The sequence below is a fragment of the Pirellulales bacterium genome (assembly GCA_035533075.1).
Taxonomy (GTDB): domain Bacteria; phylum Planctomycetota; class Planctomycetia; order Pirellulales; family JAICIG01; genus DASSFG01.
The window spans coordinates 36,416-59,248 of sequence record DATLUO010000088.1; the positions used below are offsets into that span (position 1 = coordinate 36,416).

Below are 22,833 nucleotides of genomic sequence, written 5' to 3' on the forward strand. Positions count from 1 at the left end.
GCAAGATGATGGAGAAGCAAAATGTAGGGTGGGCCGGCGCTCGCAAGCTCGCTGGTCGCACCCTACGGGTTTGCACGGTCGCAGCGGCGTTTTGGACTCACGCGGCCTCGGCACAACTGCCGGTGGCCCGGCTGAACTCCGCCTTTCCGCCCGGCGGCAAGCAAGGCTCGACGATCGAGGTCACGCTCACCGGCACCGATCTCGACGGCGCGGACCGGCTTGTCTTCACGCATTCCGGCATCACGGCCAAGCAGGTCATCCTGGAGCCGACCGAGTTCGATCCACAGCCGCGGCCGGCCGACGGCAAGTTCACCGTGTCGATCGCCGCCGACGTGCCGCCGGGCATGTACGAAGTTCGCGCGGCGGGCAAATACGGCGTCTCGAACCCGCGCTACTTCGTCGTCGATACGCAGACCGAAGTGAATGAAACCGAGCCGAACTCGCGCGTCGATCAGGCCAACGAGGTGCCGCTGGGCGGCGTGGTCAACGGCGTGTCGGGCGGGGCCGATCAGGACTTCTTTCAGTTCCCCGCCAAGAAAGGCCAGCGATTGTTGATTGATTGCCAGGCCCGCCGCATCGACTCGCGGCTCGACCCGATGCTGGTGCTTTACGACGCTCGCGGCAACGAGCTGGCCAGCGCCCACGACGGCAGCCACCGCGACACGCTCCTCGACTTCACTGTGCCCGCCGACGGCCTGTATGTCGTTGAAGTCCACGACTTCATCTACGGAGGCGGACCGGACTACTTCTACCGCCTGGCCCTCAACACCGGGCCGCACGTCGATTTCGTGTTTCCGCCCGCCGGCCTGCCGGGCACAAACCAGGCATATCAGATTTATGGCCGCAACCTGCCCGGCGGCCAGGCGGTGCCGGGGATGATGATCGACGGGCAGCCGCTGGACGTCGTCAATGCCTCCATCGCGCTGCCGAAGGCGGCGGAAGCCGACCGCTTGCCGGCCGGCACGCTGATTGAGCCGGCCGCTTCGGGCATCGATGCCATTTTGTACCGCCTTCCCTCTCCGCAAGGTCTCTCGAATCCCGTGCTGGTCAGCCTGGCTACGGCACCGGTCGTTCCGGAGAAGGAACCGAACAATAGTGCGGCCAAGGCCCAGATAATAGCGCCGCCGTGCGAGGTGGTCGGCCAGTTTTACCCTGTGGGCGATCACGACTGGTTCACATTCGACGCCAAGAAGAGCGATGCTTACGTGATCGAGGTGGTGTCGCAACGGCTGGGCGAATCGACCGACCCGTATCTGATGGTCGAGCAAGTGACCGTCGATAAAGATGGCAAACCGCAGGTCAAGGAGCTGCAACAGGCCGACGACAACATGCTCAACTCCGGCGGGTTCGACTTCGCCACCACGCACGACGATCCCAGTTTTCGCTTCACGGCGCCCGACGACGGTAGCTATCGCATTTTGCTGCGCGACCTTTACTCCAGCTCGCGCGGCGATCCGCGGTTCGTCTATCGCTTGGCGGTGCGGCTCGAGCGGCCCGACTTCCGCCTGGCGGCGCTGGCCAAGTTTCCCGGCTCGCAGCCCAACCAGCAGCAGTCGCTTGTCTGGTCGCCTTACCTTCGCAAAGGCGGCAGCGATGCAATCGAGATCGTGGCCTTCCGCCGCGACGGGTTCGACGGCGAGATCGTCGTCACGGCCGAAGGTTTGCCGCCGGGCGTAACCGCGGCGCCGGTCACGATTGGTCCCGGCCGCAGCGCGGCCGCGCTGATCCTCATGGCGGCCGACAATGCGGCCGCGACCGTGGCGCCGTTTCGCGTCGTGGGCAAGGCTAAGATCGGCACGAGCGACGTGACGCACGCCGCCCGTGCCGCGTCGATCGTCTGGGCGGGGCAGCCGGGCCAGTTCAATGCCCGCTCGCGTCTGTCGGGCGAGCTCGTGTTGGCGGTCAGCGAGAGCGAACCGGCGCCCGTTACATTGCAAGCCGCCGGCAGCGTGCTGGAGATGAGCCGCGCCGGCAAGATCGAAATCCCCGTCAGCATGACTCAGCACGGCGACTTCAAGGGCAACGTGACGCTCTCGGCGGTGGGCTTGCCGCCGAACATCCAGCCGGCCAATCAACAAATGAACGCCGGGCAAGGCGAAACGAAGTTTACGCTCAACCTGCAAACCAACGCGCCGCCGGGAACGTTCAGTTTCCATCTCCTGGGCACGACGCAATACAGCTACCGGCACAATCCCGAAGCGGCCGAAGCCGCCGCCAAGCGTCAGGCCGACGTCGAAAAGATTCTGGCCGAGCGGCAAGCCGCCTTGAAAGCGGCCAACAACAACAAGAACTCCGCCACGCAATCCGCTCAGCAGGCCGACGCCGAGATGAAGCGGATGCAGCAGGCGCTGCAAACGGCCAAGAGCAACGCCGCGGCCGCCGAGGCCAAGCTGAAGACCGCGCAACAGGCGCTGGCACAGGCCCAAGCGGCACTCGACAAAGACAAGGAAAGTAAATCGCGGGCAGGCGCGCTCGATGCGGCCGAGAAGAATGTGAAGGCCGCTGACGAAATGGCGAAAAAAGCGGCCGAGGCCCAAGCTTCGGCGGAGAAAACGGCCACCGACGCGGCGGCCAAAGCCAAAGACGCCGCCGATGCGAAAGTCGCGGCCGACAAGGCGGCCGTGGAAGCCGACGCCAAGGTGAAGTCAGCCGAGCAGGCGCGGCAGGTCGCGGTGCAGGCCGCCAATAACGCCCGCAATCTGGCGAACCCGCGCAACATCAACGTCGGCTATCCCTCGACGCCCGTCACGATCAAGATCACTCCGTCGCCGGTCACGATCACGTTGCCGCCGAACGCGACGTTGAAGCAAGGCGCGAAGCTGGAGTTGCCGATCACGATCAACCGGCTTTACGGTTTTACCAACCAGGTGCAGTTCAACGTGCAGTTGCCCGGCGGCGTGGGCGGCCTGAACATCCCGCAGTTGACGCTTGCCGCCAACCAGAACGCCGGCCAACTTGTCATCGCGGCTGCCCCCAACGCCACGCCCGGCCGGCATGAGCTGCGACTGCAAGCGAACCTGCAGTTCAACAATCAGGGTCTGCAATGGATCGAGACGCTGCCGCTGACGATCGAGGCGGTTGAGGTCGCAAAGAAATAACTTGTTCGGGGTAGGCGGTTGACCCGGTCGGTGGATCCGGCGACGCGTGGTGGGTCATTTTGAATTCCTAGATTTTTCTGCCGCTGCGCGGATGGCTCGATGCCAGCCGATCACACGGACGAAAGCCCCGACTACAAATAGCAACGCGAATTCGGCCATGATGGCCAAGGCGATGATTGCAAAGGCAGCTTCCGGCAGAAAGTGACCGAAGGGGTTGGCGAATAGGATCACGCCGCCCCCGAAGAAGGTGAGCAAGAAAATCCAGAACAGAACCTTTAGGGTCAGTGGCGGCTGGGGTTGTTTCTCGTCGGCCATGCCTGAAATCCTCCTTTGACCTGCTATCGGGTCTCAGGCATAATTAGACCATGCCTACCCGCCCAAGCAAACTGACCCGCTACCCGGCGACTCGTCCCCTCGACTCCAGCTTGCGAACGTGCGAAAATGAGGTTGTCACAGGTTCATTCCGTAGGGAAAACGTGCATGTCTCATCGCGAAGAGGTTTTGGCGCAGGCAATGGCGTTGCCGGCCGAAGATCGAGCCTATGTTGTAACGGTCCTCGAGCGCAGCTTGAGCGGCGGCGACGCATTGACGAGCGGGGCGGAAGTGCCCGGCGACGGAATATCAGGCGACGCGTTATTGTCGGAACTCGAGCGCCGCTCGGCGGCTTACCATTCCGGCACGACGACCGCTCGGCCGGTGGCTGAGTTGCTGGCTGAGCTCAAAGCTCGACAAGCGAGCGAGAGTTCGGCGTGAAACTGAATATTCTGGCGGAAGCCGAGCAAGAAATCGAGTCGGCGCGCCGTTATCTCAACGAGCAGTCCGCCGGGCGTGGCGGTCGCTTTCTAAACGATCTCGAAAGCACGCTGGAAAAGGTACTTGATCAGCCGCTTCGGTTTGGCAAGCTGGAAACCCTGCCCGACTCACCGTACCGTCGCGCATTATTGAAGCATTTTCGGTACGCCGTCGTGTTCGAGGTTTTGATGATGAAATTCTGGTGGTGGCCGTCGCTCATACGAGCCGTGAGCCGAACTACTGGCTCGGACGACGTGGCTGAGAGCAATTACTCCGGGTAGAGCTTCGTCGAGAGATACCGCTCGCCGATATCGGGCAGCACGACCACGATCAACTTGCCCTTGTGCTCCGGCTGTCGGGCCAGCTTCAGCGCGGCCCAGGCGGCGGCGCCGGAGCTGATGCCGCACATCAGGCCCTCCAGCCGGGCCAGGCTGCGGGCGGTCTCGGCCGCGTCGTCGTCGGCCACTTGCACCACCTCGTCGATGACGTCGACGTTGAGCACGTTGGGAATGAAGCCGGCCCCAATTCCCTGAATGGTGTGCCTGCCCGGCTTCAGCGGCTGGCCGGCACGCTTCTGCGTGATGACCGGACTATTGACCGGCTCGACCGCCACCACGTGCAGCGAGGGCTTGCGCTTCTTGATCGCTTCGCCCACGCCGGTGATCGTGCCGCCCGTGCCGACGCCGGAAACGAAAAGGTCGATCTCGCCGTTCGTGTCGCGCCACAACTCTTCGGCCGTGGTGCGGCGATGGACCTCCGGGTTGGCCGGGTTGTTGAACTGCTGCGGCATGAAGTGGTTCTTGTTCTCGGCCAGAATCTCTTCGGCCTTGCGAACGGCGCCGGGCATGCCGTCGGCCGCCGGCGTGAGGATCACCTCCGCGCCCAGGGCCTTGAGCATCCGCCGCCGCTCGAGGCTCATGCTTTCGGGCATGGTGACCTTGATCTTGTAGCCGCGGGCGGCGCAGACGTAAGCCAGCCCGATGCCGGTATTGCCGCTGGTCGGCTCGATGACCACGGTGTCGCCGCAGAGCTTGCCGTCGCGTTCGGCGGCCTCGATCATGGAGACCGCGATGCGATCTTTGACGCTCCACAGCGGGTTCATGTTCTCGACTTTGGCGGCCACGGTGGCCCCGCATCCCTCGGCGATCTTTCCCAGCCGCACCAGCGGAGTGTTGCCGATGCAACGCGTGATGTCTTCGTGGATTCCAGTCGTCGGTGCGGTGGCCATGACGGTCCTTTCTATTTACGGGGAGAAACAACGCGGGCGGGAGTGCGGCCCCGCGGGCGATTATAGTAACCAGCGGCAGGGCGCGACAAGCGAGCCTTGCCTGGAACAGGCCCGCGGGCGCGGGAATTCGTTTGCGCCCCACACCGGCGAGACTCTGATCGGCTTTGACAAACAGAACCGGCAATGCATCGAGCGTAGGGGGGGCCGGCGCTCGCAAGCCCGCTGGCCCCACGTTACGATTCGGCTGCGCGGGCGAGCTAGTGCGAAACCCGCCAACGCACTCGGAACAGCCAGATCATCGCGCCCACCAGGCCGATGTCGAGCGCCAGATAGAATCCGACGAAGCAAAACCACAGCGGCCAATTCGCCCGAATCGGCGTCGAGTCTTGCATCTGCAAGTCGAGCGGCAAGCTGAACGCCGCGGAAAACGGGCTCGTGAACGAAAGCTGCCTCACGAGCTGCGTCACCCAGTGCGTGCCGTAGAACAGCTCCGCGAACTGCGACGCCGCCACGGGCACCGTGAACATCACAATCACGAGCAGGTAGGCGGTCATCATGCTGACCGACGTCTTGCGAAAAATCACCGAGCAGAACAGGGCCAGCTCGGCCGTGGTGAAGCAGACCAGCACCACGATCAGCAGATAGCCGACGATGGTCAGCAGGTTGCTCCAATAATAGGTGACCATGACGCAGGCCAACAACAGCGGCCAGAGCAAGAACGAGGTGAGCACGCTCGACACGCGCAGCCCGGAGACGAGCTTGCCCCACATGATCTGCCAGGGCGAGATGATCGTCACCAGCAGCAGGTCGAGCGTCTCGCGTTCGCGCTCGCTGGTCACGCTGCCGGCCGAAAACACCGGGCCGACGAGCATGTTGAACAGCACCACGTAGCTGATATACCAAGGAGCCAGCTCCGGCTTGATATACAGGCAGGCGGCCATCAGCGGAATGGCCAGAAACATGCTCACCTGGATGACCACCCGCAGCATCAGCGTGCCCTGGCTGAACAGCTCGCTGCGCATCTCTTTGTCGTAGATCGGATTGACGCCGTCTTCCAGCAGCGTGGTTCGTTTGGCCGGTGCAAACAGGCGGTCGGGGAACTGATCGCGATGGATTACCAGTCCCACCGCTTGCCGCAGCTCTTGCACTTCGTCGACGACTTCCTTGCCTTCGCTGCCCACGTCGGGCGGGTGCAGCAGCCGGCGGCTAGTGGCCACGAACAACACCCCGCACAGCGCCGCGCAGGCCGCCGGAAAGACCGTGACGGCCACGAACAGGCGAAACGCCGCGCCCGCCCCCTCGAACATCCGCCAGAACATCAGCGCGAACAGCGCCAACGGCAGGATGGCCAGATACGAAACCACCAACGAGGCCGACGTGCGGCGAAAATAGCTGCTGCACGCCAGGCTGATCATGCCGAAGGTGGCGACCGAAATGATCAGCGCCATGTAAATGGCCAGCACTTCATACAGCGAGACGCCGCCCAACGGCAGGCAGAGCATGACGATCGGCAGCGATGAAAAGATCAAAATGGCCACGTGCGAAAGCGAGGCCAGCAGCTTGCCCAGCACGATCGCGCCGGGCTTCAAGGGGCTGGCCAAGAGCATCTCATAGCTCTTGCGCTCTTTTTCACCCGTGATGGCTCCCGCCGCGAAGCTCGGCGCCATGAGCGAGGCGATCAGGTATTGGCCGAGGAAGAACAGGTTGACCAGCCGCTTGGCGGCTTCGGGGTTGGTCATGTCGATCTTCTTTTCCTGGGGCCATGCCAGGTAGACGACGCCGCTGAGCAGCGTGACGTAAAAGAACAGCAGGACGAACGCCCGCCGCATCCGCAGGTTGACCAGAAGCTCTCGCTGCAGGACCGGATTCTCGATGAAGTACATGCCCGAACTTTGGCTGAAAAGGCCCAGGAAGAGACTGCGGACGGGGATCCGACCCATCTAATGTAGCGACTGGTGGGCCGGTCAGGAACCAACCGTCGGCCGCAGGCGTGGGAGCAGAGAGGGTGGGTTCGTGGCGGGACTCGTTGTTCACTTGACGACTTTCACGGTGCATTCGCTTTCCTCCCGGAGTTGTTCCGGCGTCGGATATCGCCCCGGCAGGTCGTCCGCGTACCAGCGATCCAGAACCGAGTGCCAATCGGCCGGTTCGCTCACCGACACGAAAGCGCCGCGCACCTCGTCCGGTTGTGGATGGAGCCGCGAGTATTTAATGCCGAACTTCCGCATCTGCCGCCCGGCCACCTGCGGGCCGTAAACCTCCGTCGCCAGCCGATAATGCTCACGGATGACTTCACGCTGCTGGTGCAAGCGCGGCGGATCGGGCAGCGGCATTCCGGCCGCCAGCGCCCGGATCTGGCTGAAAATCCACGGATTGCCGATGGCGCCGCGCGCCACGGTCACGCCGTCGACTCCGGTTTCGGCGATCATCCGCAGGCAGTCGTGCGGCGTGAACAGGTCGCCGCTGCCGAGCACGGTCCGCGCGCCGGCGTGGCGTTTGACTTCGGCCAGAAACTCCCAGCGGCTGGGTCCGACGTAGCGTTGCTCGACCGTGCGGCCGTGAACGGTGATCGCGGCCACGCCCCGCTTGAAGGCGCCGTCGAAAATCGCGAAAAAGTTGTCGCGGCTCCGCGGACTGTCGTCGAGGCCGCGGCGCATCTTGACGGTCACGGGCTTTGCGGGCGGCACGGCGTCGCGCACGCGGGAAACAATCTCCAGCGCCGTCGCCGGTTGGCTGAGCAGAAATCCGCCCCGGCAGCGGCCCAGCACCTTTTTTACCGGGCAGCCGAAATTGATGTCGATCGCGTCGAAGCCGGCGGCGGCCAGTTCTGCTGCCGCCGGGCCGAATTGGCGGGGGTCGCTGCCCATCAGTTGCCCGCCGACGGGATGCTCTTCGTCGGCCAGGCTGGCCCATTTGCGGCGTGCTTTCTTGCCGCCTTCGAGCACCAGCCGGTCGAGCACCACCTCGCACAGCGCGTAACTGGCGCCCAGCCGCCGCGCGATGACGCGCATGGCCAAGTCGCTGTAGCCGGAAAGAGCGGCCTGAACCACGGGAAAGCCGACGTTCACGTCACCAATCGAAAGCGGGCGAAGTTCGCTCATCCGTTCGATTCTGCACGGCGCATGGGCTGCGGGTCAACCGCTGTTCAAGTCGAACAACCGCTGATACTCTTGCTGGGCGTAGCGGTCGGTCATTCCGGCAAGATAGTCGGCCACGCTACGGCGCAGGCCAACCCGCTCGATGCGGGAATGGAAGCGCGGCGGCAGCAGGTCGGGTCGGCTGATGTAGCCGGCGAACATCTCCCGCAGCATCGACTGCGCCTGGTCGCGAAACCGCAGCACCTGCGGATGACAGTAGACTCGCTGAAATAAGAACGCCTCGACCTCCCGCTTCAAGGCGGCCAGCTCGGGGCCGACTTCGACGAGCGTTTCGGTAAAACCGCGCACGTCGTCGACCGAGCCGATCGACGCGGCGCGCAGCCGCTCGTTGGTGCGGGCGATCAGCTCGCTCACCTGCCAGTCGATCAGCTCGTGCAACACGGCCCGCGTCAGCCGCTCGCCGTCGAGCGGGCCGTAGCGAGGGCGGACCCGGCGCTCGGCCTCGGCCCACAGCGGCAGCCGCAACAACTCGCCCGGCTCCAACAGCCCCAGGTGCATCGCGTCGTCGGCGTCGTGCGTGTCGTAGGCCACGCTGTCGGCCGCCTCCACCACCTGCACCTCCAGCAAAGGACGCTCGGCCGCCGGCCGCCGTTTGTCGATCCGCGTGGCCTGGCCTTCCAGCACCTCGCGCGAAAGATTCAGGCCCGTAAAGTCGGGGTAGCGCTGCTCCAACTCCTCGACGATCACCAGCCCCTGGCGGTTGTGCGAAAAGCCGCCCTCGTCGGCCAGCAGCGCGTCGAGCGTGTGTTCGCCGGCATGGCCAAAGGGCGGGTGGCCCAAGTCGTGGGCCAAGGCCAGCGCCTCGACCAGGTCTTCGTTCAGCCGCAGCGCGCGGCCCACGGTCCGGGCGACCGAGGCCACTTCCAGCGTGTGCGTCAGCCGCGTGCGATGGTAGTCGCCCATCTCGCCCGTGAAGACCTGCATCTTGGCGCTCAGCCGGCGATACGCCGAACTGTGAACGATGCGGTCGCGATCGCGCTGGAAGGGACCGCGATAGGGGTGCGGCGGCTCCGCGTATTTTCGGCCGGCCGACGCGACGCTGTGCATGGCGTAAGGCGCCAAGAGAAGTCGTTCGCGCTCGACGATCGCCGGCTCCAATGCGCCGCCTGCGGCGGAGGCAAAAGCCGTCATGGACCATTTTCCTTGCCAGTTGCCGACAACGCCTCGGTCAGCAGCGACCAAAGCTCGTCGAGGGATTGCGGGATGACGTCGACGCCGGCCAGCACGGGCATGAAGTTCGTGTCGCCCAGCCAGCGCGGCACGATGTGCCAGTGCAGGTGCCCCGGCACGCCCGCACCGGCCACTTTGCCCAGGTTCAAGCCGATGTTGAAGCCATCGGGGTTCATCAAGCGCGTGACGAGCGTGACCATGTTGCTGATGGTCTCGATCGCTTCCAGGTTGGTCTGCGTGGGCAACTCGTCGAGCCGGCCGAGATGCCGCTGGCAGGCCACCAGCAGGTGGCCGTTGTTATAAGGATAGCGGTTAAGGATGACGACCGTCTCGCGGCCGCGCGAGACGACCAGGTTTTCGCGATCGTGCGTGTCGGCCGCCGCCCGGCAGATGAAGCAATTGGGATCGGCGCCCGGCAACAGGTCGAGCGTCTGCGCCGGCCGCGGGGGCGTGCGCTCGCCTTTGACGTAGCCCAGTCGCCAGGGCGCCCAAAGCTGGTCACGGGTCACAAGGGTCTCCGTGTGGTCATTGTGTCGTGATGAGGGATGAGGGATGAGTCGTAGGGTGGGACCAGCGAGCTTGCGAGCGCCGGCCCACCGTAATCGACGTCGCGCCGATGGTGGGCCGGCGCTCGCAAGCTCGCTGGTCCCACCCTACGTTCGTTGCCAAGCTCAGGAGCAAAACCTTCGAAACAATCTCTCATCTCTCATCTCTCAGATGTTTGCGCAAAAACTCAAACGTCCTCTTGCCATTGATCGTATGCCCGCCGTTGAAGACCTCCATCTCCGTGCGATCGCCCAGGCCAAGCCGATCGTAGGTCCGGCGGACCTTGGCGTATTCGTGCGCCACCCATTCGTCGGGCGCCACGCCGTCGGCATGGCCGCGCTCCACCATGAAGGGCCGAGGCACCATCAGGTTCACCAACTCGGCGTAGCTGAAGGTGTTGCCCATGTCGAAGTAGGGCATCTCCCACTCGATCGTGAACATGAAGCTATACGGACTGTGCGTCGATGCCACCTTGCGCGTCCAGTCGTTGAAATCGGCGGAGCAGATCGAGAGGCAATACCGCTCCAACAGCGGTGGCACCCGCACGGCGGTCTCGCCGCCGTAGCTCAGGCCGTAAAAGGCGATCCGCTTGGCATCGACATACGGCCACGTCTCCAGCCAGTTCAGAATCTGCTCGTGCTGGGCGAGAATGAACGAGAAGAGCGACGCCTTCACGCCGTTGGCCTTGCGGCTCAGCCGGCGATAGCGGTCTTCGCCCCGATAGGGATTGTGCGGCGCGAAGACGATGAAGCCCTCGTCAGCCAGCCGCGCCGCGAAGTCGTGATACCCGCGCTGGTCGCCCTCGATCACGTCCTTGGGCAAACCGTTCCGCCCATGTTGACAGACCACCACCGCCCGCTTCTCGCCCGGCTTCAAGTCGTTGGGCACCAGCAGCACGCCCCAGGCGAAAAGGTCGGGCAAGACGTCGAGCACCACTTCGTGGCCGGTCCATTTCGGACGCTCGTAGGTTTTGCGCGACCGCGGGTTCGCCGGCAGCAGCGGCCCGTCGAATTTGCCGAACAGCTCCCGCCAGGCGTAATCGCGAAGTGGCCGCGTGCCGGCCACGAACGTGTCGACCGAAGTGGCATCGAGCTTCGAAAAGCGTTCGCGGGCGAGGTGCGAGTCGTTGACCAGCGATTGGATGTGCTGTTCCAGGTCCTTCACCTGCCGCCGCTGCCGCTCGTGTGGATCAAAGGAGTGGCGGGCGTCGGCCAGCGGCTTCGACCGATCGGGCACGCGCAATGGAATGCCCAGGTCGTCGCAAAAGCCATCGAGCGCCGTCGGTCCGGCGTTGGTGCCATTCACCAACCGCCGCTTCTGCAAGCTGTCGGGCACCAACTCTTCGAGCCGCTTGAACTCCGCGGCAACTTCCTGCCATTTGGGTGTATCCAGGCGACCGTGGATGCCGTCCAGCGGAATGCCGTTGGCCTGAGCGGGCGTCGTGGTTTGCCGATCGACGAGATCCGGTCCACGGCGGTGTTCGATGGTCAACTTGCGGGGCGCGATGAGGCTGGCGATCTCGGCGTCGCCAAACTCGTGCAACAACGCCCAGACATTTCGATAGAGCGGCTCTTCGGCCACGCGCTGCCGGCTTCGGAAATAGCCGCTCACCAATGTCGACTCGATTCGCTGCTCGATGGCCGCCGCATAAAAGGCGACCAGTCCGCCCTCACCGTAACCGGTGACGGCGATCGGCGGACGGGGCAATTGCTGGGCGAGGCGCTTTTCGAACCAGTCGATGGCCGCGAGCACCTTTTGCACTTCGTAGCCGATGATGTGCCGCCCGAGATGATACGCCTGCCGATAAATCCACTCGCGGTGCGAATAGCCGGGATTGGGCCGGCCGCTGATCGGGTTGCCCGTGAAGCGATCGTCGCGATTGACGAGCGTCGGCACCACGACCAGACAGCCCGATTCCGCCAAGATACGGGCCGTTTGCAGCTTGGGCTCGACCCCGCTCTGCAGTCCCGTCAATTGTTCGGGCGTTTGATCGGCATCGCCGAGCACGACGACGCAGGCCGCGGGCGGCTTCTCGGGTTCCAAAAGCAGTCCTTCGCCCCACACGCCCTCCAACACGGGCCAGCGGACCTGGAAAATGCGATAGCCGGCCGTTTCGGCGACCAGCGCCGGACAATCGTCGTTGCCGAAGCGTTCCATCGAAGCTGGCAGCCGAGAATCAACGACGCCGATTTGCCGCGCGAAGCGTTGGCGGTTCGGCCCGACCGATTTTGCATACGCCTCGGCCGACGATGTATCGCGCTGCCAGTACTGGGACCGCAGCGCGATCGACTCCTCGATCTTGCGGTCGATAAGCCGATGAGCGCCGTCCAGCATGCGGGCCGACAGGTCGCCTTGCCAAGTCAGCGGCTGCGTGCCCGGCAAGCGGTCGTTTTCATCGGCCGTTGCCGCGGAAGCGAGCGAGAGAGCAAGCACGAACCCCAAGTTTCGTGCCGCGAGCGATCTCGATAGAAACGGCTTCACTATGCCTGAGCGGGCTGTGTTTGTTTGGCCGCCTTGATCGCCGCCGAAAGGCGCGATTTGAGCCGTGCGGCCGCGTTGCGATGAATAATCCGCCGCGATGCCGCCTGGTCGAGCTTCTTCGCGGCCACGCGGTACTGCTCTTGGGCTTGCATCGCGTTGCCGTCCGCCAGCGCCGAGCGGACCTTCTTCACGAGCGTTCTTAATGTGGCCTTGGCCGCGCGATTGCGGGTCCGGCGGCCGAGGTTCTGGCGGAGACGTTTCTTGGCGCTTTTGGTATTGGGCATAATTGGAACAAGCAGGAAAACAATGTTCGTCGTGGTCTGGCGCTGTTTACGGTGGGCCGGCGCTCGCAAGCTCGCTTGCCCCACCTTACGATGGTCTCCAGCCGCGGAAGCAGGTCAAGTCTCGCTATCTTCGCGTAATTTTTGGAGTTTGTCCAGACGTTCGCCCACGTCCTTGTAGGCAAAGTCGAGCCCCGCCAGGGCATTCAGGTGCTTCTCGGCTTTCTCGTAGTCCTTGACGCGGTCCATGCCCACGCAGCCGGCGCGATACATGGCCCGCTTGCGGTCGTCCATCGAGCGGTCGCTGATGTGCTCGATCGCTTCCTCATAGTGCGTCAAAGCCAGCTTGTATTGCTTGATGGCCTCGAAGCAGGCGCCCAGCCAAAAGAGCACCATCCCTTTGCGTTTGGGATCGGTGCGGGCTTCTTGCAAAATACGAATGCCTTCCTGAAAGTTCTTGGCGTGAAACAGGCGCACCCCCAGCTCATACTTGTAGCCCAGGTTTGTCGGATACCGCTCGCAACGGTTGCGATAGGTTTCGAGCTCCTTGTTGTTCAGCTCGTTTTTCATCCGGTTGTAAAGCTCGACGGCCTCGTCGCTGTTCTCGGCTTTGGCCCGCTTTTCGGCGATCAGCACCTGGTGCCGGGCATGCCGCAGCTCGACGTCTTCCAGATATTCCCGCACTTCAAGGCTGCCGCCCGACGCCTCCAGGCCGCGCTTCAGCACCGCCTCGGCCTGGGTGAACTGCTCTTGCTTCACGTGCAGATCGGCCAGCTCGAGGTACAGCGAGATATTCGCCGGGTCTTTGGCGATCCGCTTTTCAAGCTGCTGTTCGGGCGAAAGGCGCTGGCCGCCCGTCCCTTGCCGGTCGGCCATGGCCTGCTTGTCGGCCATCACCTCCGTACTGCTTTCGGCGTCTTCGTAACCGCCCTTGTGGATCGTCTTTTCGACCTGCAGATTGGCGATGGCGCGATGGGCCTCTTCGTCGTTCGGTTTGGCTTGCTGCACGCGCATCCAACAGGCGATCGCCTGGTCGAACTGTCCCTGCTTGGCCAGCGCGCGGCCCAGCAGCCGGTTGACTTCGGGGTCTTTGATGTCGGCTTCGAGCGCGCCTTTGAGCCAGACGATCTGGCACTCTTCGAATTGGAGGTGATCGCAAGCGTTGGCCATTTCCGCGAGCGTGCCCGTGTCCCAAGGATTCAGCTTGAGCACTTCCAGACCGCTGGCGATCACGCCCAGCCAGTCTTTGCGCTTGGAGGCGTAGGTCACGCCGCCCTTGGATTTTGCCGAGCGCATCGCGGCCAGTGCCGCGCCGCTCTTGTTGTTGTTATACTTTTTTTGGAGGTTGGCCAGGAAGTTTTGCGCGTAGAGCAGGTTGGCCGGGTCGCCGACCACGCACTGCGTAAACATCTGGGCGGCGTAATCGAAATTGCCGCTCGCCGATTTGCTGCTGCCCGCCTCAAAGCATTGTTGCAGCATCTTCCGCTTGCCCGGCGGAATGGGTTGCCTGCCTTTGGTGTCTTCAGCCATGCTCGAATGGAAGGAAAAAGGTTGCCCGCCGCCGTGACGGACGCAATCGCGGAATCAGGGCACACTAACGATCGTTATTCTATCACCCGCCCAGTCGAAAACAACAAACCCCCCACGCGTGACCGCTTTGACTCGTGCCGAACAACCCGCCGCCGGCCGCGTTTACCTGGTAGGCGCCGGGCCGGGCGATCCGGGACTCATCACCCTGCGCGGCGTCGAGTGCCTGCGCCGGGCCGACGTGGTGCTCTACGATTACCTGGTCAACCCGCAAATCCTCGAACACGCCGCGCCCCAGGCCGAGCTAGCTTGCCTGGGCTGCCACGCCCAGGGGCGCATCTGGCCGCAGTCGGAAGTCAATCGACGGCTTGTGGCCGAAGCACGCGCCGGCAAAACCGTCGTCCGCCTGAAAGGGGGCGACCCGGCCGTGTTTGCACGGGCGGCCGAGGAGCTCGCGGCGCTGACGGAAGCGGGTATCGCGTTCGCGGTTGTGCCCGGCGTGACGGCCGCCTTGGCCGCCGCCAGTTACGCCGGCATCCCGCTCACGCACCGCGACGGCGCCTCGGCGGTGGCGTTGGTCACGGGCCACGAGGCCGACAAGGACGCGCCGGCACTCGATTATGCCGCGCTGGCGGCGTTCCCCGGCACGCTGGTGTTTTACATGGGCGTGACCACGGCCAAGCATTGGACCGGCGCTTTGATCGAGGCGGGCAAGGCCCCTTCGACGCCGGCCGCGATCATTCGCCGTTGCTCGTGGCCCGATCAACGGACGATTCGCTGCACGCTGGGCACGGTGGCCGAGCGCGTGGCGGCCGAAACACTGCGGCCGCCGGCGATGGTGATTGTCGGCGAAGCCGCCGGGCTGGAGCATGCCGGCGAGTGGTTCACGCGCCGGCCGTTGTTCGGCGCCAAAATCGTGGTGACACGGCCCCGTGGCCAGTGCGACCCGCTGCGCAGCCGGCTGGCCGAGTTGGGCGCCGATGTGCTCTTGCAACCCGCCATTGAAATCGTCCCGCCCGAAAACTGGCAGGCGGTCGATGCCGCGCTGAGCCGGCTGACCGATTTCGACTGGCTCGTTTTTTCCAGTGCCAATGGTGTCGAACATCTGATCGCTCGGCTGCTGGCGGCCCATGGCGACTTGCGAAAGTTGGGCGGCGTTCGCCTGGCGGCGATCGGTCCCGGCACGGCCGATGCGCTGGCAACGTTTCACTTGCGGGCCGATTTGGTTCCGCCCGAATATCGAGCGGAGTCGCTGGCCGACGCGCTGGCTGCCCAGACGGCCGGCCGGCGCGTGTTGTTGGTGCGGGCCAGCCGCGGCCGAGAGGTGCTGGCCGAGCGGCTGGAAGCGGCGGGCACCGTCGTCGAACAGGTGGTCGCCTATCAAAGCCGCGATGTGACGCAAAGTGATGATCTGGTCGCCGAGCTACTGCGTCAGGGCGGCATTGCCTGGATCACGGTGACCAGTTCGGCCATCGCCCGCTCGTTGGCCGCGATGTTTGGCGACAACCTGCGCCGCACGCGACTGGCCAGCATCAGCCCCGTGACGTCGGCGACTTTGCGGGAACTGGGCTTTGAGCCCGCGGCGGAAGCCGAAGTTTATATAGTTGACGGCCTCATTGAGGCGCTGTTGCGCGGCGACAACCGGCACGCTTGACGCAAACGGCAGACTTTGCCCGGCAGGCGCGCCGCCGGTTTGGTCGAGCGGCCCGTTGGCGCCTGCCGACGTCTGATGAAGGGACACGCACTGGTAGCAGAATTCGTGAGAATTCTGGCCGCCAGGCGTAGGGTGGGACCAGCGAGCTTGCGAGCGCCGGCCCACCGTAATCGACGTCGCCAATGGTGGGCCGGCGCTCGCAAGCTCGCTGGTCCCACCCTACGATCCGCTCTAACGGAGGCCAACGGCATGTCGAGACCGTCAGCAACGGGTATCTGCGTTCTTTCCATCGATGTCGTGTCTGGCGATGCCGGCACTGCCGACCTATGCCTGCGATTGGCGGCGGCCGATGTGCCGGCCACTTGGAGCATCGCGTCGTCCCCGTGCGACGAGCTATGCGCGGCGCTGCGGCAACAGCCCGGCAATGAAGTCGCGTTGCTGGCCGGTGGCTGGGCGGCGGAACCATCGGACCGCAGGACGTTTTCCCGATCGCTGACCAGCAGCCTGGCGGACCTTCGCTCGGCCGGCTATTACCCCACGACCATTGCACTGCCCATAGGTCGCCTGGCCACCCACGACGACCTGCTTGCCAAGCACGACATCTGCGTCGCTCGGGTAAGCCAGCGCCGCCAGCAGCCCAAGGCCCGCGGTTGGTGGCCGCGACTCCGTTCGACGCCGGAGTCAACCGCCGTTGCCAACTTGCGCTGGGGCCTGTGGGAAGCGGCGGTGACGGTCGACCTGCGCGACGCCGGCCTGCGCGGCGTCGCTAAGACCGTCGATCGACTTACCGGCCGCGGAGGTTCGGCCATCGTCGTTGCCCCTTCCGACGTTTTGGCGTCGGACGCCCGTGCCACGTCGAAGCTGATCGGCCACCTTGCCCGTCGGCGCGAGGAGCAGGCGCTGCGGGTCACGACGCTGGCCGGGATTGCCGGCGATTTCCGGGCGGCACGTCCCGCCACGGCCGCCCGTTCGATCCTTCGCCCGGCGGCATAGGGCCTGCGGAGCGATCGACTCGTGGTAGAATGGCAACATGATGCTGGACGATAAGCAACGGCAGTCTGCGCTCGAAGGCAAGCCTGTCGAAATCACCGATCGGAACGAGGTTTTTTACCATCTTTCCAAGCAGCAATTCGATGAGCTGCAGCGGATACGGCCGCGCCGAGCACTCACGTTGATCGAGTTGCTGGTGGTGATCGCCATCATCGGTATTCTGGTTGCCTTGCTGTTGCCGGCGGTTCAAGCCGCCCGTGAGGCGGCGCGGCGGGTGCAATGCGTCAACCACCTCAAGCAATATGCCATCGCCACGCACGGGCACGTCGATGTGACCGGGTATTATCCCACGGGCGGCTGGGGATGGGACTGGGTGGGCGATCCGAACCGCGGCACCGACGAGCGACAGCCCGGCGGCTGGAATTTCAACTTGCAGCCGTACATGGAGCAGACTCAAACCTATGGCCTGGGCGCCGGACTCGACGGACCGCAGCAGGCGGCGGCGCTGACGCGCATGGTGCGCACCTATGAACGCTACTTTAACTGTCCGACCCGGCGCGGCGGACAGCTTTTTCTGAACGCCTTCGGCGGGGGATTCGTGGCGTACAACGCCGGCCCCTCCGACGAGGTGGCGCGGCTCGACTATGCCGTCAATGTCGGCGATCAACTTCTCGACGAATACGACGGCGGCCCCGCCAGCCTGGCGACGGGCGACGACCCGGCCTATCCCTGGCCCGACACCAGCGGATTGACGGGCGTCTGCTTTCGCCGCAGCCGCGTCCGGCCGGCCGATCTGAGCGACGGATCGAGTTGCACGTATTTGATCGGCGAGAAGTACCTCAATCCCGACGCGTACTATTCCGGCACGGACGCCGCCGACAACGAGGACGCCTATGTCGGTTTCGACAACGACATCTGCCGCACGACCGTCGCGGGGCGAACGCCCATGCTCGACACCAAGGGCTTCGCCGACACGTTCCGCTTCGGCAGCGCCCATCCGGTAACGTTCAACATGGCTTTCTGCGACGGCTCAGTCCACTCGATCGCATACACGATCGACGGCGAGGTCCACCGCCGGCTGGGAAACCGGCGCGACGGCACGCGCGTGGAATTGCCGGGACGGTAGACCTGGGCTGTTTGCCGCCCGATTTGATTCTATTTCGAGTGAAATGGCTCGATCTCCACCTGAAAACGGACAGGGGAGCAGCTTACGCGAGCACGCCGTCGATCGGTTTTCCGTGAACGTTGGTCAGGCGGCGGCGAATGCCGTTGTGGTAGAACGTCAGGCGCTCGTGGTCGATGCCCAGCAGACGGAGGATGGTGGCATGGAAGTCGTGCCACGTCACCGGGTTTTCGACGGCCCGCAGGCCGAAGTCGTCGGTCGAGCCGTAGGCCAGGCCATGCTTCAGGCCGGCGCCGGCCAGCCAGGTGGAAAAGCCGTACTGGTTGTGATCGCGGCCTTTGCCCAAAGTGCCGCCGCCGGATTGCGTGAACGGCGTGCGACCGAACTCGGTGCTGAAGATCACCAGCGTGTCTTCCAACATGCCGCGCTGGCGGAGATCGGCCAACAGTCCGGCCAGCGGGCGATCGATGCGGGCGGCTTCCTGGTTGTGGTTGGCCACCATATCCTCGTGGCCGTCCCAATTGATGCGGGGAGATCCAAAGGCGCTGCCAGAAAAAAGTTGCACGAACCGCACCCCGCGCTCCAATAGCCGCCGTGCCAACAGGCAACTGCGGCCCACGTCGGTGGTTTCCGGCCGGCCTAGACCGTACAGCTCGTGTGTGGCCGCGGTCTCGCGGTCGAGATCCGACACTTCGGGCACGGCCAACTGCATGCGGGCGGCCATGTCGTAGCTGCGGATGCGGGCAAGCAGCGCGTCGCTCGCGCCGTGCTCCGCCAGGTGCCGCTCGTTCATCGCGACCAGCAGCCGCTGACTGGCGGCTTCGGTCGCGGCGTCGATCGGCCGCGCCGGCGCCAGGTCATGAATCGCCGGACCGCGACTGCGGACCGTCACGCCCTGGTGCCGGGCCGGCAGAAAGCCCTGCGACCAATTGATCGAGCCGCCCGCCGGCACGCCGCGGTTGTCGGGAATCACCACGTAAGCCGGCAACTCGTCGGTTTCGCTCCCCAGCCCGAACGACAACCATGCCCCGAGCACCGGAAAACCATTCAGCCGAAAGCCCGTGTTGGCCTGAAAGGTGGCCGGCGTGTGGTTGGAAGTTTCCGCCGTCATCGAGCGGATGACCGTCAATTCGTCGGCGACTTGGGCCAGGTTAGGAAACAGTTCCGAAACCCACAACCCGCTCTGCCCGCGCTGGCGGAACTCCCAATCATTCTTCCGCAATAGTCCGACCTGGCCGAAAAACACGTCGGGCTTTTCGCCGCCGGGCAGCGGTTGTCCGTGCAGACGCGCCAGTTCGGGACGGAAATCGAACGAGTCGATATGACTCAATCCGCCGCAGAGAAAAATGTGGATGGCCCGGCTGGCCTTGGGCGGAAAGTGCGGCGGCGGATCGTCAGCTTCGCCGGCGACCACGGCGGCCTGGGCCGGATTCTCACGGCCGAGCACTTCCGTCAGTGCGGCGGTTCCCAGACCGGCGCCGACCCACGAAAAGAACTCACGGCGTGTGGGCGGAATGACGGCAGGTGCGTCGTGTTGGTGGGTTTGCATGCGGCCGCTCAATCGATGTATAAAAACTCGTTGCTATTGAACAGCACCCGGCAAAAGGCCGCCAGGCCGTGCTCGGCGACAAACGCCCGCGCCGCGGTCGTTTCATCCGGCCGAGGCGTGCGGGCCAGGGCCAGGCGATAGGCATGTTCGACTTGTGCCGCGACGTCCCTCCCCGACTCGTCGCGCAGCCGTTCGGCAAAACGATCCGCCATTCGCAGCACGAACGAGTCGTTCAACAGCGCCAAGGCTTGCAGCGGCGTGGTGGTGACCGCGCGCGACGGTGCGATCGTCGAGGGATCGGGACAGTCGAACACGTCGAGCAACGGACTCGTGCCGGAACGAATCACGGTGCGGTACAGGCTGCGCCGCTGATAGGCGAAGCCTTCGGCATCATAAACTTCGTAGAACTGGCTGTTGTTGGTAAACGTGCGGAAGTCGCGGTAACCGGCACCACCCATCGCCGGATTGAGCTGGCCCGCAACCGACAAGATGGCGTCGCGGAGTATCTCGGCTTCCAGACGCAACGGACTTTTTCGCCACAGCAGGCGATTGCCCGCATCGACGCCGGCCGCTTCGGGCTGATACGTCGCGGACCGGCGATAAGCGGCCGAGTGTACGATCTGGCGGTGCATTTGTTTCAGGCTCCATTTTTGCCCAACGAGTTCGGCCGCCAGCCAGTCGAGCAAGTCGGCGTGCGAGGGCCGGCCGCCGTTGAAACCGAAGTCGTTAGGCGTCTCGACCAACCCCACGCCGAAGTGAGACTGCCACAGCCGATTGACGATGACCCTCGCCGTCAACGGATTCTCTGGCGCCGCGATCCACTCGGCCAGCTTTGCGCGGCGCTGGTCCTCCGGGGCATCGGGCGGCAGCCCGAACTCCGCTTTGCTGGAAACGGCCGCCACGCCGCCGGGCGCCACGACATCGGCGGGTTGCCGTGTATCGCCGCGCCGCAACAGGTGGGTGACTTTCGGCTCGGAGGGAACCACCGCGTAGGCCGGGCCTCCGGCGAGCAAGCGGCGGCGGATTTCGACGAGCGACATTGCGAACAGCAATCGGTTGCGGTCGGACCGCTCTGCGGGCGTCAAGGCCGCCACGATCTCGTCGTCAGAAACCGTGGCGAGCGGTACGCCAGCCGAGGCGGCGACTTCTTCGGGCGTCAATGCCCGATCGTAGAGCGCCGCACGCTCGATCGTGCCGGTGAGCATCTTGTTCGCGCCCGATGGCCCATGCCGCAGGCCGAAGACCACCTGCGCCTCGCCCGGTTTGAACTTTTCCAGGGTCGTCGCCTGGTAGGGCCGACCGTAGGCGCGACCGTTGCGATAGACCGTGATCGTATTGTCGGCGGCATAGACCACGGCGACATGCACGAGACGTTCGGATGCCTCCGTCTCGGCCTCGCCACCGACATCCTGCGTGCGGACGAAATTATTGCTGCCGGCCAGCCAGCGGCGGGCCTCTCGCTCGCCATACACGATCGAATCGAACTTCACGCCATCGAGCGACTGCACGCCGATCACGCCTCCGCCCCGCTGGTCCAGGCCGGCAAGTTGCACCCAGGCTTCGAGCGTCTTGGCCGCCAGCGTTTGGTCGATCGGCCGAGTGGCCGCGAATGCATCGCCGCCCGGCAACACCAACCGTCCCCCTTCAATTCTCGCCGCGCCGTGCAACTGAGCGTGCATCATGCCCAACTCGTCGTGTCCGTCTTCGTCGAATTCCCAGCGGGCCACGGGTGCCGGCACGGCGATCGGCGCCGGCCGCCGATCGCCGAGCAATCGCTCGCGCAGCGGAGCGTCGATCGCTTCCAAACGGACCCGCAGGGCGGTCGCCTCTTCATCCAGTGAGGCGCGTAGTTGGTCGACCCTGGGGTGATTGCCGGGCAGTCGCGTCGTACGCTCGCCGTGCCGCACGCCGCTGAGCGCCGCCGCGACGCGATAGTAGTCCGCCTGCGAAACGGGATCGAACTTATGGTCGTGGCAGCGGGCGCAATTGACCGTCAGTCCCAGGAAGGTCTGGCAAGTGGTGGCCACCAGATCCTCCAATTCGTCCTGCCGCACGACGGCTTTCATGGCCTCGCTCTGTTGCGTCTGCCCGACTTCGTCCCAGGGTCCGGCTACCAGGAAACCGGTGGCGATGATCGCCCGCGGGTCGTCGGGCCGCAACACATCGCCCGCGAGCTGCAAGCGCACAAATTCATCGTACGGCAAATCCTCATTGAAGGCGTTCACGACCCAATCGCGGTATTGCCAAGAAGTGGGCCGCAAGCGGTCGCGCTCGAAGCCCTGGCTCTCGGCGTAGCGCACCACGTCGAGCCAGTGCCGCGCCCACCGCTCGCCATAGTGCGGCGAGGCCAGCAGCCGATCGACCAGCTCCTCATAAGCTCGCGGCGAGGCGTCGGCGACGAACGCCTCGACTTCGGCGGGCGCCGGCGGCAAACCGATCAAATCGAAGGAAAGCCAGCGAATCAGCGTGCGTCGATCGGCCGGCGGCGAGGGCCGCAAGCCCGCCGATGCGAGCTTGGCCAGAATATAAGCGTCGATCGGCTGAACGACTTCCTCTTGGCCGGGCACATCGGGAACCGGCGGCGCGACGATCGGTCGCAACGACCACCAGTCGATGCCTGCCCGGCGATCGGTGGTCAGCTTCAGCAAGTCGATGGGCCCACTGCCCCACTTCGCGCCGCCACTGATCCAAGCTTTCAACCGTTCCTTTTCCGCGGCGGTGAGCTTCGGCCCGGTTGCGGGCGGCTTCCGTGGCGGCGGCATCTCATCGCTTGCCACGCGCTGCCAAAGCAGGCTGGCTTCGGCGTCGCCCGGCACAACCACAGGGCCGCTATCGCCGCCCGCCGACAAACCCTCGGCCCGCGTCAGATCGAGGCCGCCTTTTTTGTCCGAAGGGTTGTGGCAGCCCAGGCAGTGCCGGCCCAAGAGCGGGGCAACGTGTTCGTCGAACGGCTTGCCAGGCGAAGGCTGATCGGCGCTCGCGGGCACAGCAACACCCGCCAGCAGCAGCGTCGCCAAGCCGAAGTACAATACAAGCGGCGGCGCACTCCGGGGCCGGGCAGAACTGTGCCGGACACGATCGCCTGAAAAGCCCATCGTGCGGTCTCGTTGGTCGGGTCGTGGTGGTTCTGGAGTTTTTCCCTGCGACTGGTCATGTTCCAGGTTATCCGAACCGGCCCTCCGGGGCAAAGGGCCTTGGACAGCAATACGCCTGTGTCGCGTCGAACAAATTCCAAT

The 22,833-nt window shown here is 64.7% G+C and carries 17 protein-coding genes; 6 read left to right on the plus strand and 11 right to left on the minus strand.

Translation table 11 applies throughout. The features are described from left to right. Positions 1-5 precede the first annotated feature (5 nt). Positions 6-3,098 (plus strand): hypothetical protein, encoded by a 3,093-nt coding sequence (locus tag VNH11_11825; GenBank protein ID HVA47046.1) that lies wholly within the window; start codon positions 6-8, stop codon positions 3,096-3,098. Positions 3,099-3,152: 54 nt separating this feature from the next. On the opposite strand, the gene VNH11_11830 is transcribed toward VNH11_11825, so the two are convergent. Then, positions 3,153-3,413: a hypothetical protein gene (locus VNH11_11830; GenBank protein ID HVA47047.1), complete on the minus strand. Its 261-nt coding sequence runs from the start codon at positions 3,411-3,413 to the stop codon at positions 3,153-3,155. A 165-nt stretch (positions 3,414-3,578) separates the two neighbouring features. On the opposite strand from VNH11_11830, the gene VNH11_11835 reads away from it, so the two are divergent. Further along, positions 3,579-3,851, plus strand: a complete 273-nt coding sequence (locus VNH11_11835; GenBank protein ID HVA47048.1) for a hypothetical protein — start codon at positions 3,579-3,581, stop codon at positions 3,849-3,851. Next, positions 3,848-4,171, plus strand: a complete 324-nt coding sequence (locus VNH11_11840) for a type II toxin-antitoxin system RelE/ParE family toxin (protein HVA47049.1) — start codon at positions 3,848-3,850, stop codon at positions 4,169-4,171. Before VNH11_11835 ends, VNH11_11840 begins: the two co-directional genes overlap by 4 nt. Here VNH11_11840 and cysK read toward each other — a convergent pair. From cysK to VNH11_11880, 8 genes are all read right to left on the minus strand, one after another. After that, entirely contained in the window at positions 4,159-5,118 is a 960-nt protein-coding gene (gene cysK, locus VNH11_11845) for a cysteine synthase A (protein HVA47050.1), read from the minus strand. The genes VNH11_11840 and cysK overlap by 13 nt on opposite strands. Before the next feature lie 257 nt (positions 5,119-5,375). Next, complete coding sequence (locus VNH11_11850; GenBank protein ID HVA47051.1) at positions 5,376-7,058, minus strand: ABC transporter permease subunit; 1,683 nt, start codon at positions 7,056-7,058, stop codon at positions 5,376-5,378. Between the two features lie 90 nt (positions 7,059-7,148). Then, on the minus strand, positions 7,149-8,219 hold the full coding sequence (locus VNH11_11855) for a tRNA-dihydrouridine synthase (GenBank protein HVA47052.1): 1,071 nt from the start codon (positions 8,217-8,219) through the stop codon (positions 7,149-7,151). A 33-nt stretch (positions 8,220-8,252) separates the two neighbouring features. Further along, positions 8,253-9,407, minus strand: coding sequence for a deoxyguanosinetriphosphate triphosphohydrolase (locus VNH11_11860; GenBank protein ID HVA47053.1), 1,155 nt, complete (start codon positions 9,405-9,407; stop codon positions 8,253-8,255). Further along, positions 9,404-9,955 (minus strand): HIT domain-containing protein, encoded by a 552-nt coding sequence (locus VNH11_11865; protein ID HVA47054.1) that lies wholly within the window; start codon positions 9,953-9,955, stop codon positions 9,404-9,406. The genes VNH11_11860 and VNH11_11865 overlap by 4 nt, the downstream gene beginning before the upstream one ends. A 190-nt stretch (positions 9,956-10,145) precedes the next feature. Continuing rightward, on the minus strand, positions 10,146-12,425 hold the full coding sequence (locus tag VNH11_11870; GenBank protein HVA47055.1) for a dienelactone hydrolase family protein: 2,280 nt from the start codon (positions 12,423-12,425) through the stop codon (positions 10,146-10,148). 47 nt (positions 12,426-12,472) lie between these two features. After that, complete coding sequence (gene rpsT / locus VNH11_11875) at positions 12,473-12,757, minus strand: 30S ribosomal protein S20 (protein ID HVA47056.1); 285 nt, start codon at positions 12,755-12,757, stop codon at positions 12,473-12,475. 114 nt (positions 12,758-12,871) lie between these two features. Then, on the minus strand, positions 12,872-14,284 hold the full coding sequence (locus VNH11_11880) for a tetratricopeptide repeat protein (GenBank protein HVA47057.1): 1,413 nt from the start codon (positions 14,282-14,284) through the stop codon (positions 12,872-12,874). A 118-nt stretch (positions 14,285-14,402) separates the two neighbouring features. On the opposite strand from VNH11_11880, the gene cobA reads away from it, so the two are divergent. The 3 genes from cobA (at position 14,403) to VNH11_11895 (ending at position 18,051) form a co-directional block, all read left to right on the plus strand. After that, positions 14,403-15,935 carry a uroporphyrinogen-III C-methyltransferase gene (cobA, locus tag VNH11_11885; protein ID HVA47058.1) on the plus strand — a complete coding sequence of 511 codons (1,533 nt, stop codon included), beginning with the start codon at positions 14,403-14,405 and terminating at the stop codon, positions 15,933-15,935. A 249-nt stretch (positions 15,936-16,184) separates the two neighbouring features. Further along, positions 16,185-16,928 carry a hypothetical protein gene (locus tag VNH11_11890; GenBank protein ID HVA47059.1) on the plus strand — a complete coding sequence of 248 codons (744 nt, stop codon included), beginning with the start codon at positions 16,185-16,187 and terminating at the stop codon, positions 16,926-16,928. Between the two features lie 37 nt (positions 16,929-16,965). Continuing rightward, positions 16,966-18,051 (plus strand): DUF1559 domain-containing protein, encoded by a 1,086-nt coding sequence (locus VNH11_11895; GenBank protein ID HVA47060.1) that lies wholly within the window; start codon positions 16,966-16,968, stop codon positions 18,049-18,051. A gap of 82 nt (positions 18,052-18,133) precedes the next feature. Here the strand turns inward: VNH11_11895 and VNH11_11900 are convergent, their stop codons facing one another. Continuing rightward, positions 18,134-19,597 (minus strand): DUF1501 domain-containing protein, encoded by a 1,464-nt coding sequence (locus VNH11_11900; GenBank protein HVA47061.1) that lies wholly within the window; start codon positions 19,595-19,597, stop codon positions 18,134-18,136. Between the two features lie 8 nt (positions 19,598-19,605). Further along, positions 19,606-22,692, minus strand: coding sequence for a DUF1553 domain-containing protein (locus tag VNH11_11905; GenBank protein ID HVA47062.1), 3,087 nt, complete (start codon positions 22,690-22,692; stop codon positions 19,606-19,608). Positions 22,693-22,833 lie beyond the last annotated feature (141 nt).

What these genes read in the sequence shown, in the direction of transcription:
- VNH11_11825 (HVA47046.1), top strand. Translation starts at nt 6, where the DNA reads ATGATGGAGAAGCAAAATGTAGGGTGGGCCGGCGCTCGCAAGCTCGCT.
- VNH11_11830 (HVA47047.1), bottom strand. Translation starts at nt 3,413, where the DNA reads ATGGCCGACGAGAAACAACCCCAGCCGCCACTGACCCTAAAGGTTCTG.
- VNH11_11835 (HVA47048.1), top strand. Translation starts at nt 3,579, where the DNA reads ATGTCTCATCGCGAAGAGGTTTTGGCGCAGGCAATGGCGTTGCCGGCC.
- cysK (HVA47050.1), bottom strand. Translation starts at nt 5,118, where the DNA reads ATGGCCACCGCACCGACGACTGGAATCCACGAAGACATCACGCGTTGC.
- VNH11_11850 (HVA47051.1), bottom strand. Translation starts at nt 7,058, where the DNA reads ATGGGTCGGATCCCCGTCCGCAGTCTCTTCCTGGGCCTTTTCAGCCAA.
- VNH11_11855 (HVA47052.1), bottom strand. Translation starts at nt 8,219, where the DNA reads ATGAGCGAACTTCGCCCGCTTTCGATTGGTGACGTGAACGTCGGCTTT.
- VNH11_11860 (HVA47053.1), bottom strand. Translation starts at nt 9,407, where the DNA reads ATGACGGCTTTTGCCTCCGCCGCAGGCGGCGCATTGGAGCCGGCGATC.
- rpsT (HVA47056.1), bottom strand. Translation starts at nt 12,757, where the DNA reads ATGCCCAATACCAAAAGCGCCAAGAAACGTCTCCGCCAGAACCTCGGC.
- VNH11_11880 (HVA47057.1), bottom strand. Translation starts at nt 14,284, where the DNA reads ATGGCTGAAGACACCAAAGGCAGGCAACCCATTCCGCCGGGCAAGCGG.
- VNH11_11890 (HVA47059.1), top strand. Translation starts at nt 16,185, where the DNA reads ATGTCGAGACCGTCAGCAACGGGTATCTGCGTTCTTTCCATCGATGTC.
- VNH11_11895 (HVA47060.1), top strand. Translation starts at nt 16,966, where the DNA reads ATGATGCTGGACGATAAGCAACGGCAGTCTGCGCTCGAAGGCAAGCCT.
- VNH11_11900 (HVA47061.1), bottom strand. Translation starts at nt 19,597, where the DNA reads ATGCAAACCCACCAACACGACGCACCTGCCGTCATTCCGCCCACACGC.
- VNH11_11905 (HVA47062.1), bottom strand. Translation starts at nt 22,692, where the DNA reads ATGGGCTTTTCAGGCGATCGTGTCCGGCACAGTTCTGCCCGGCCCCGG.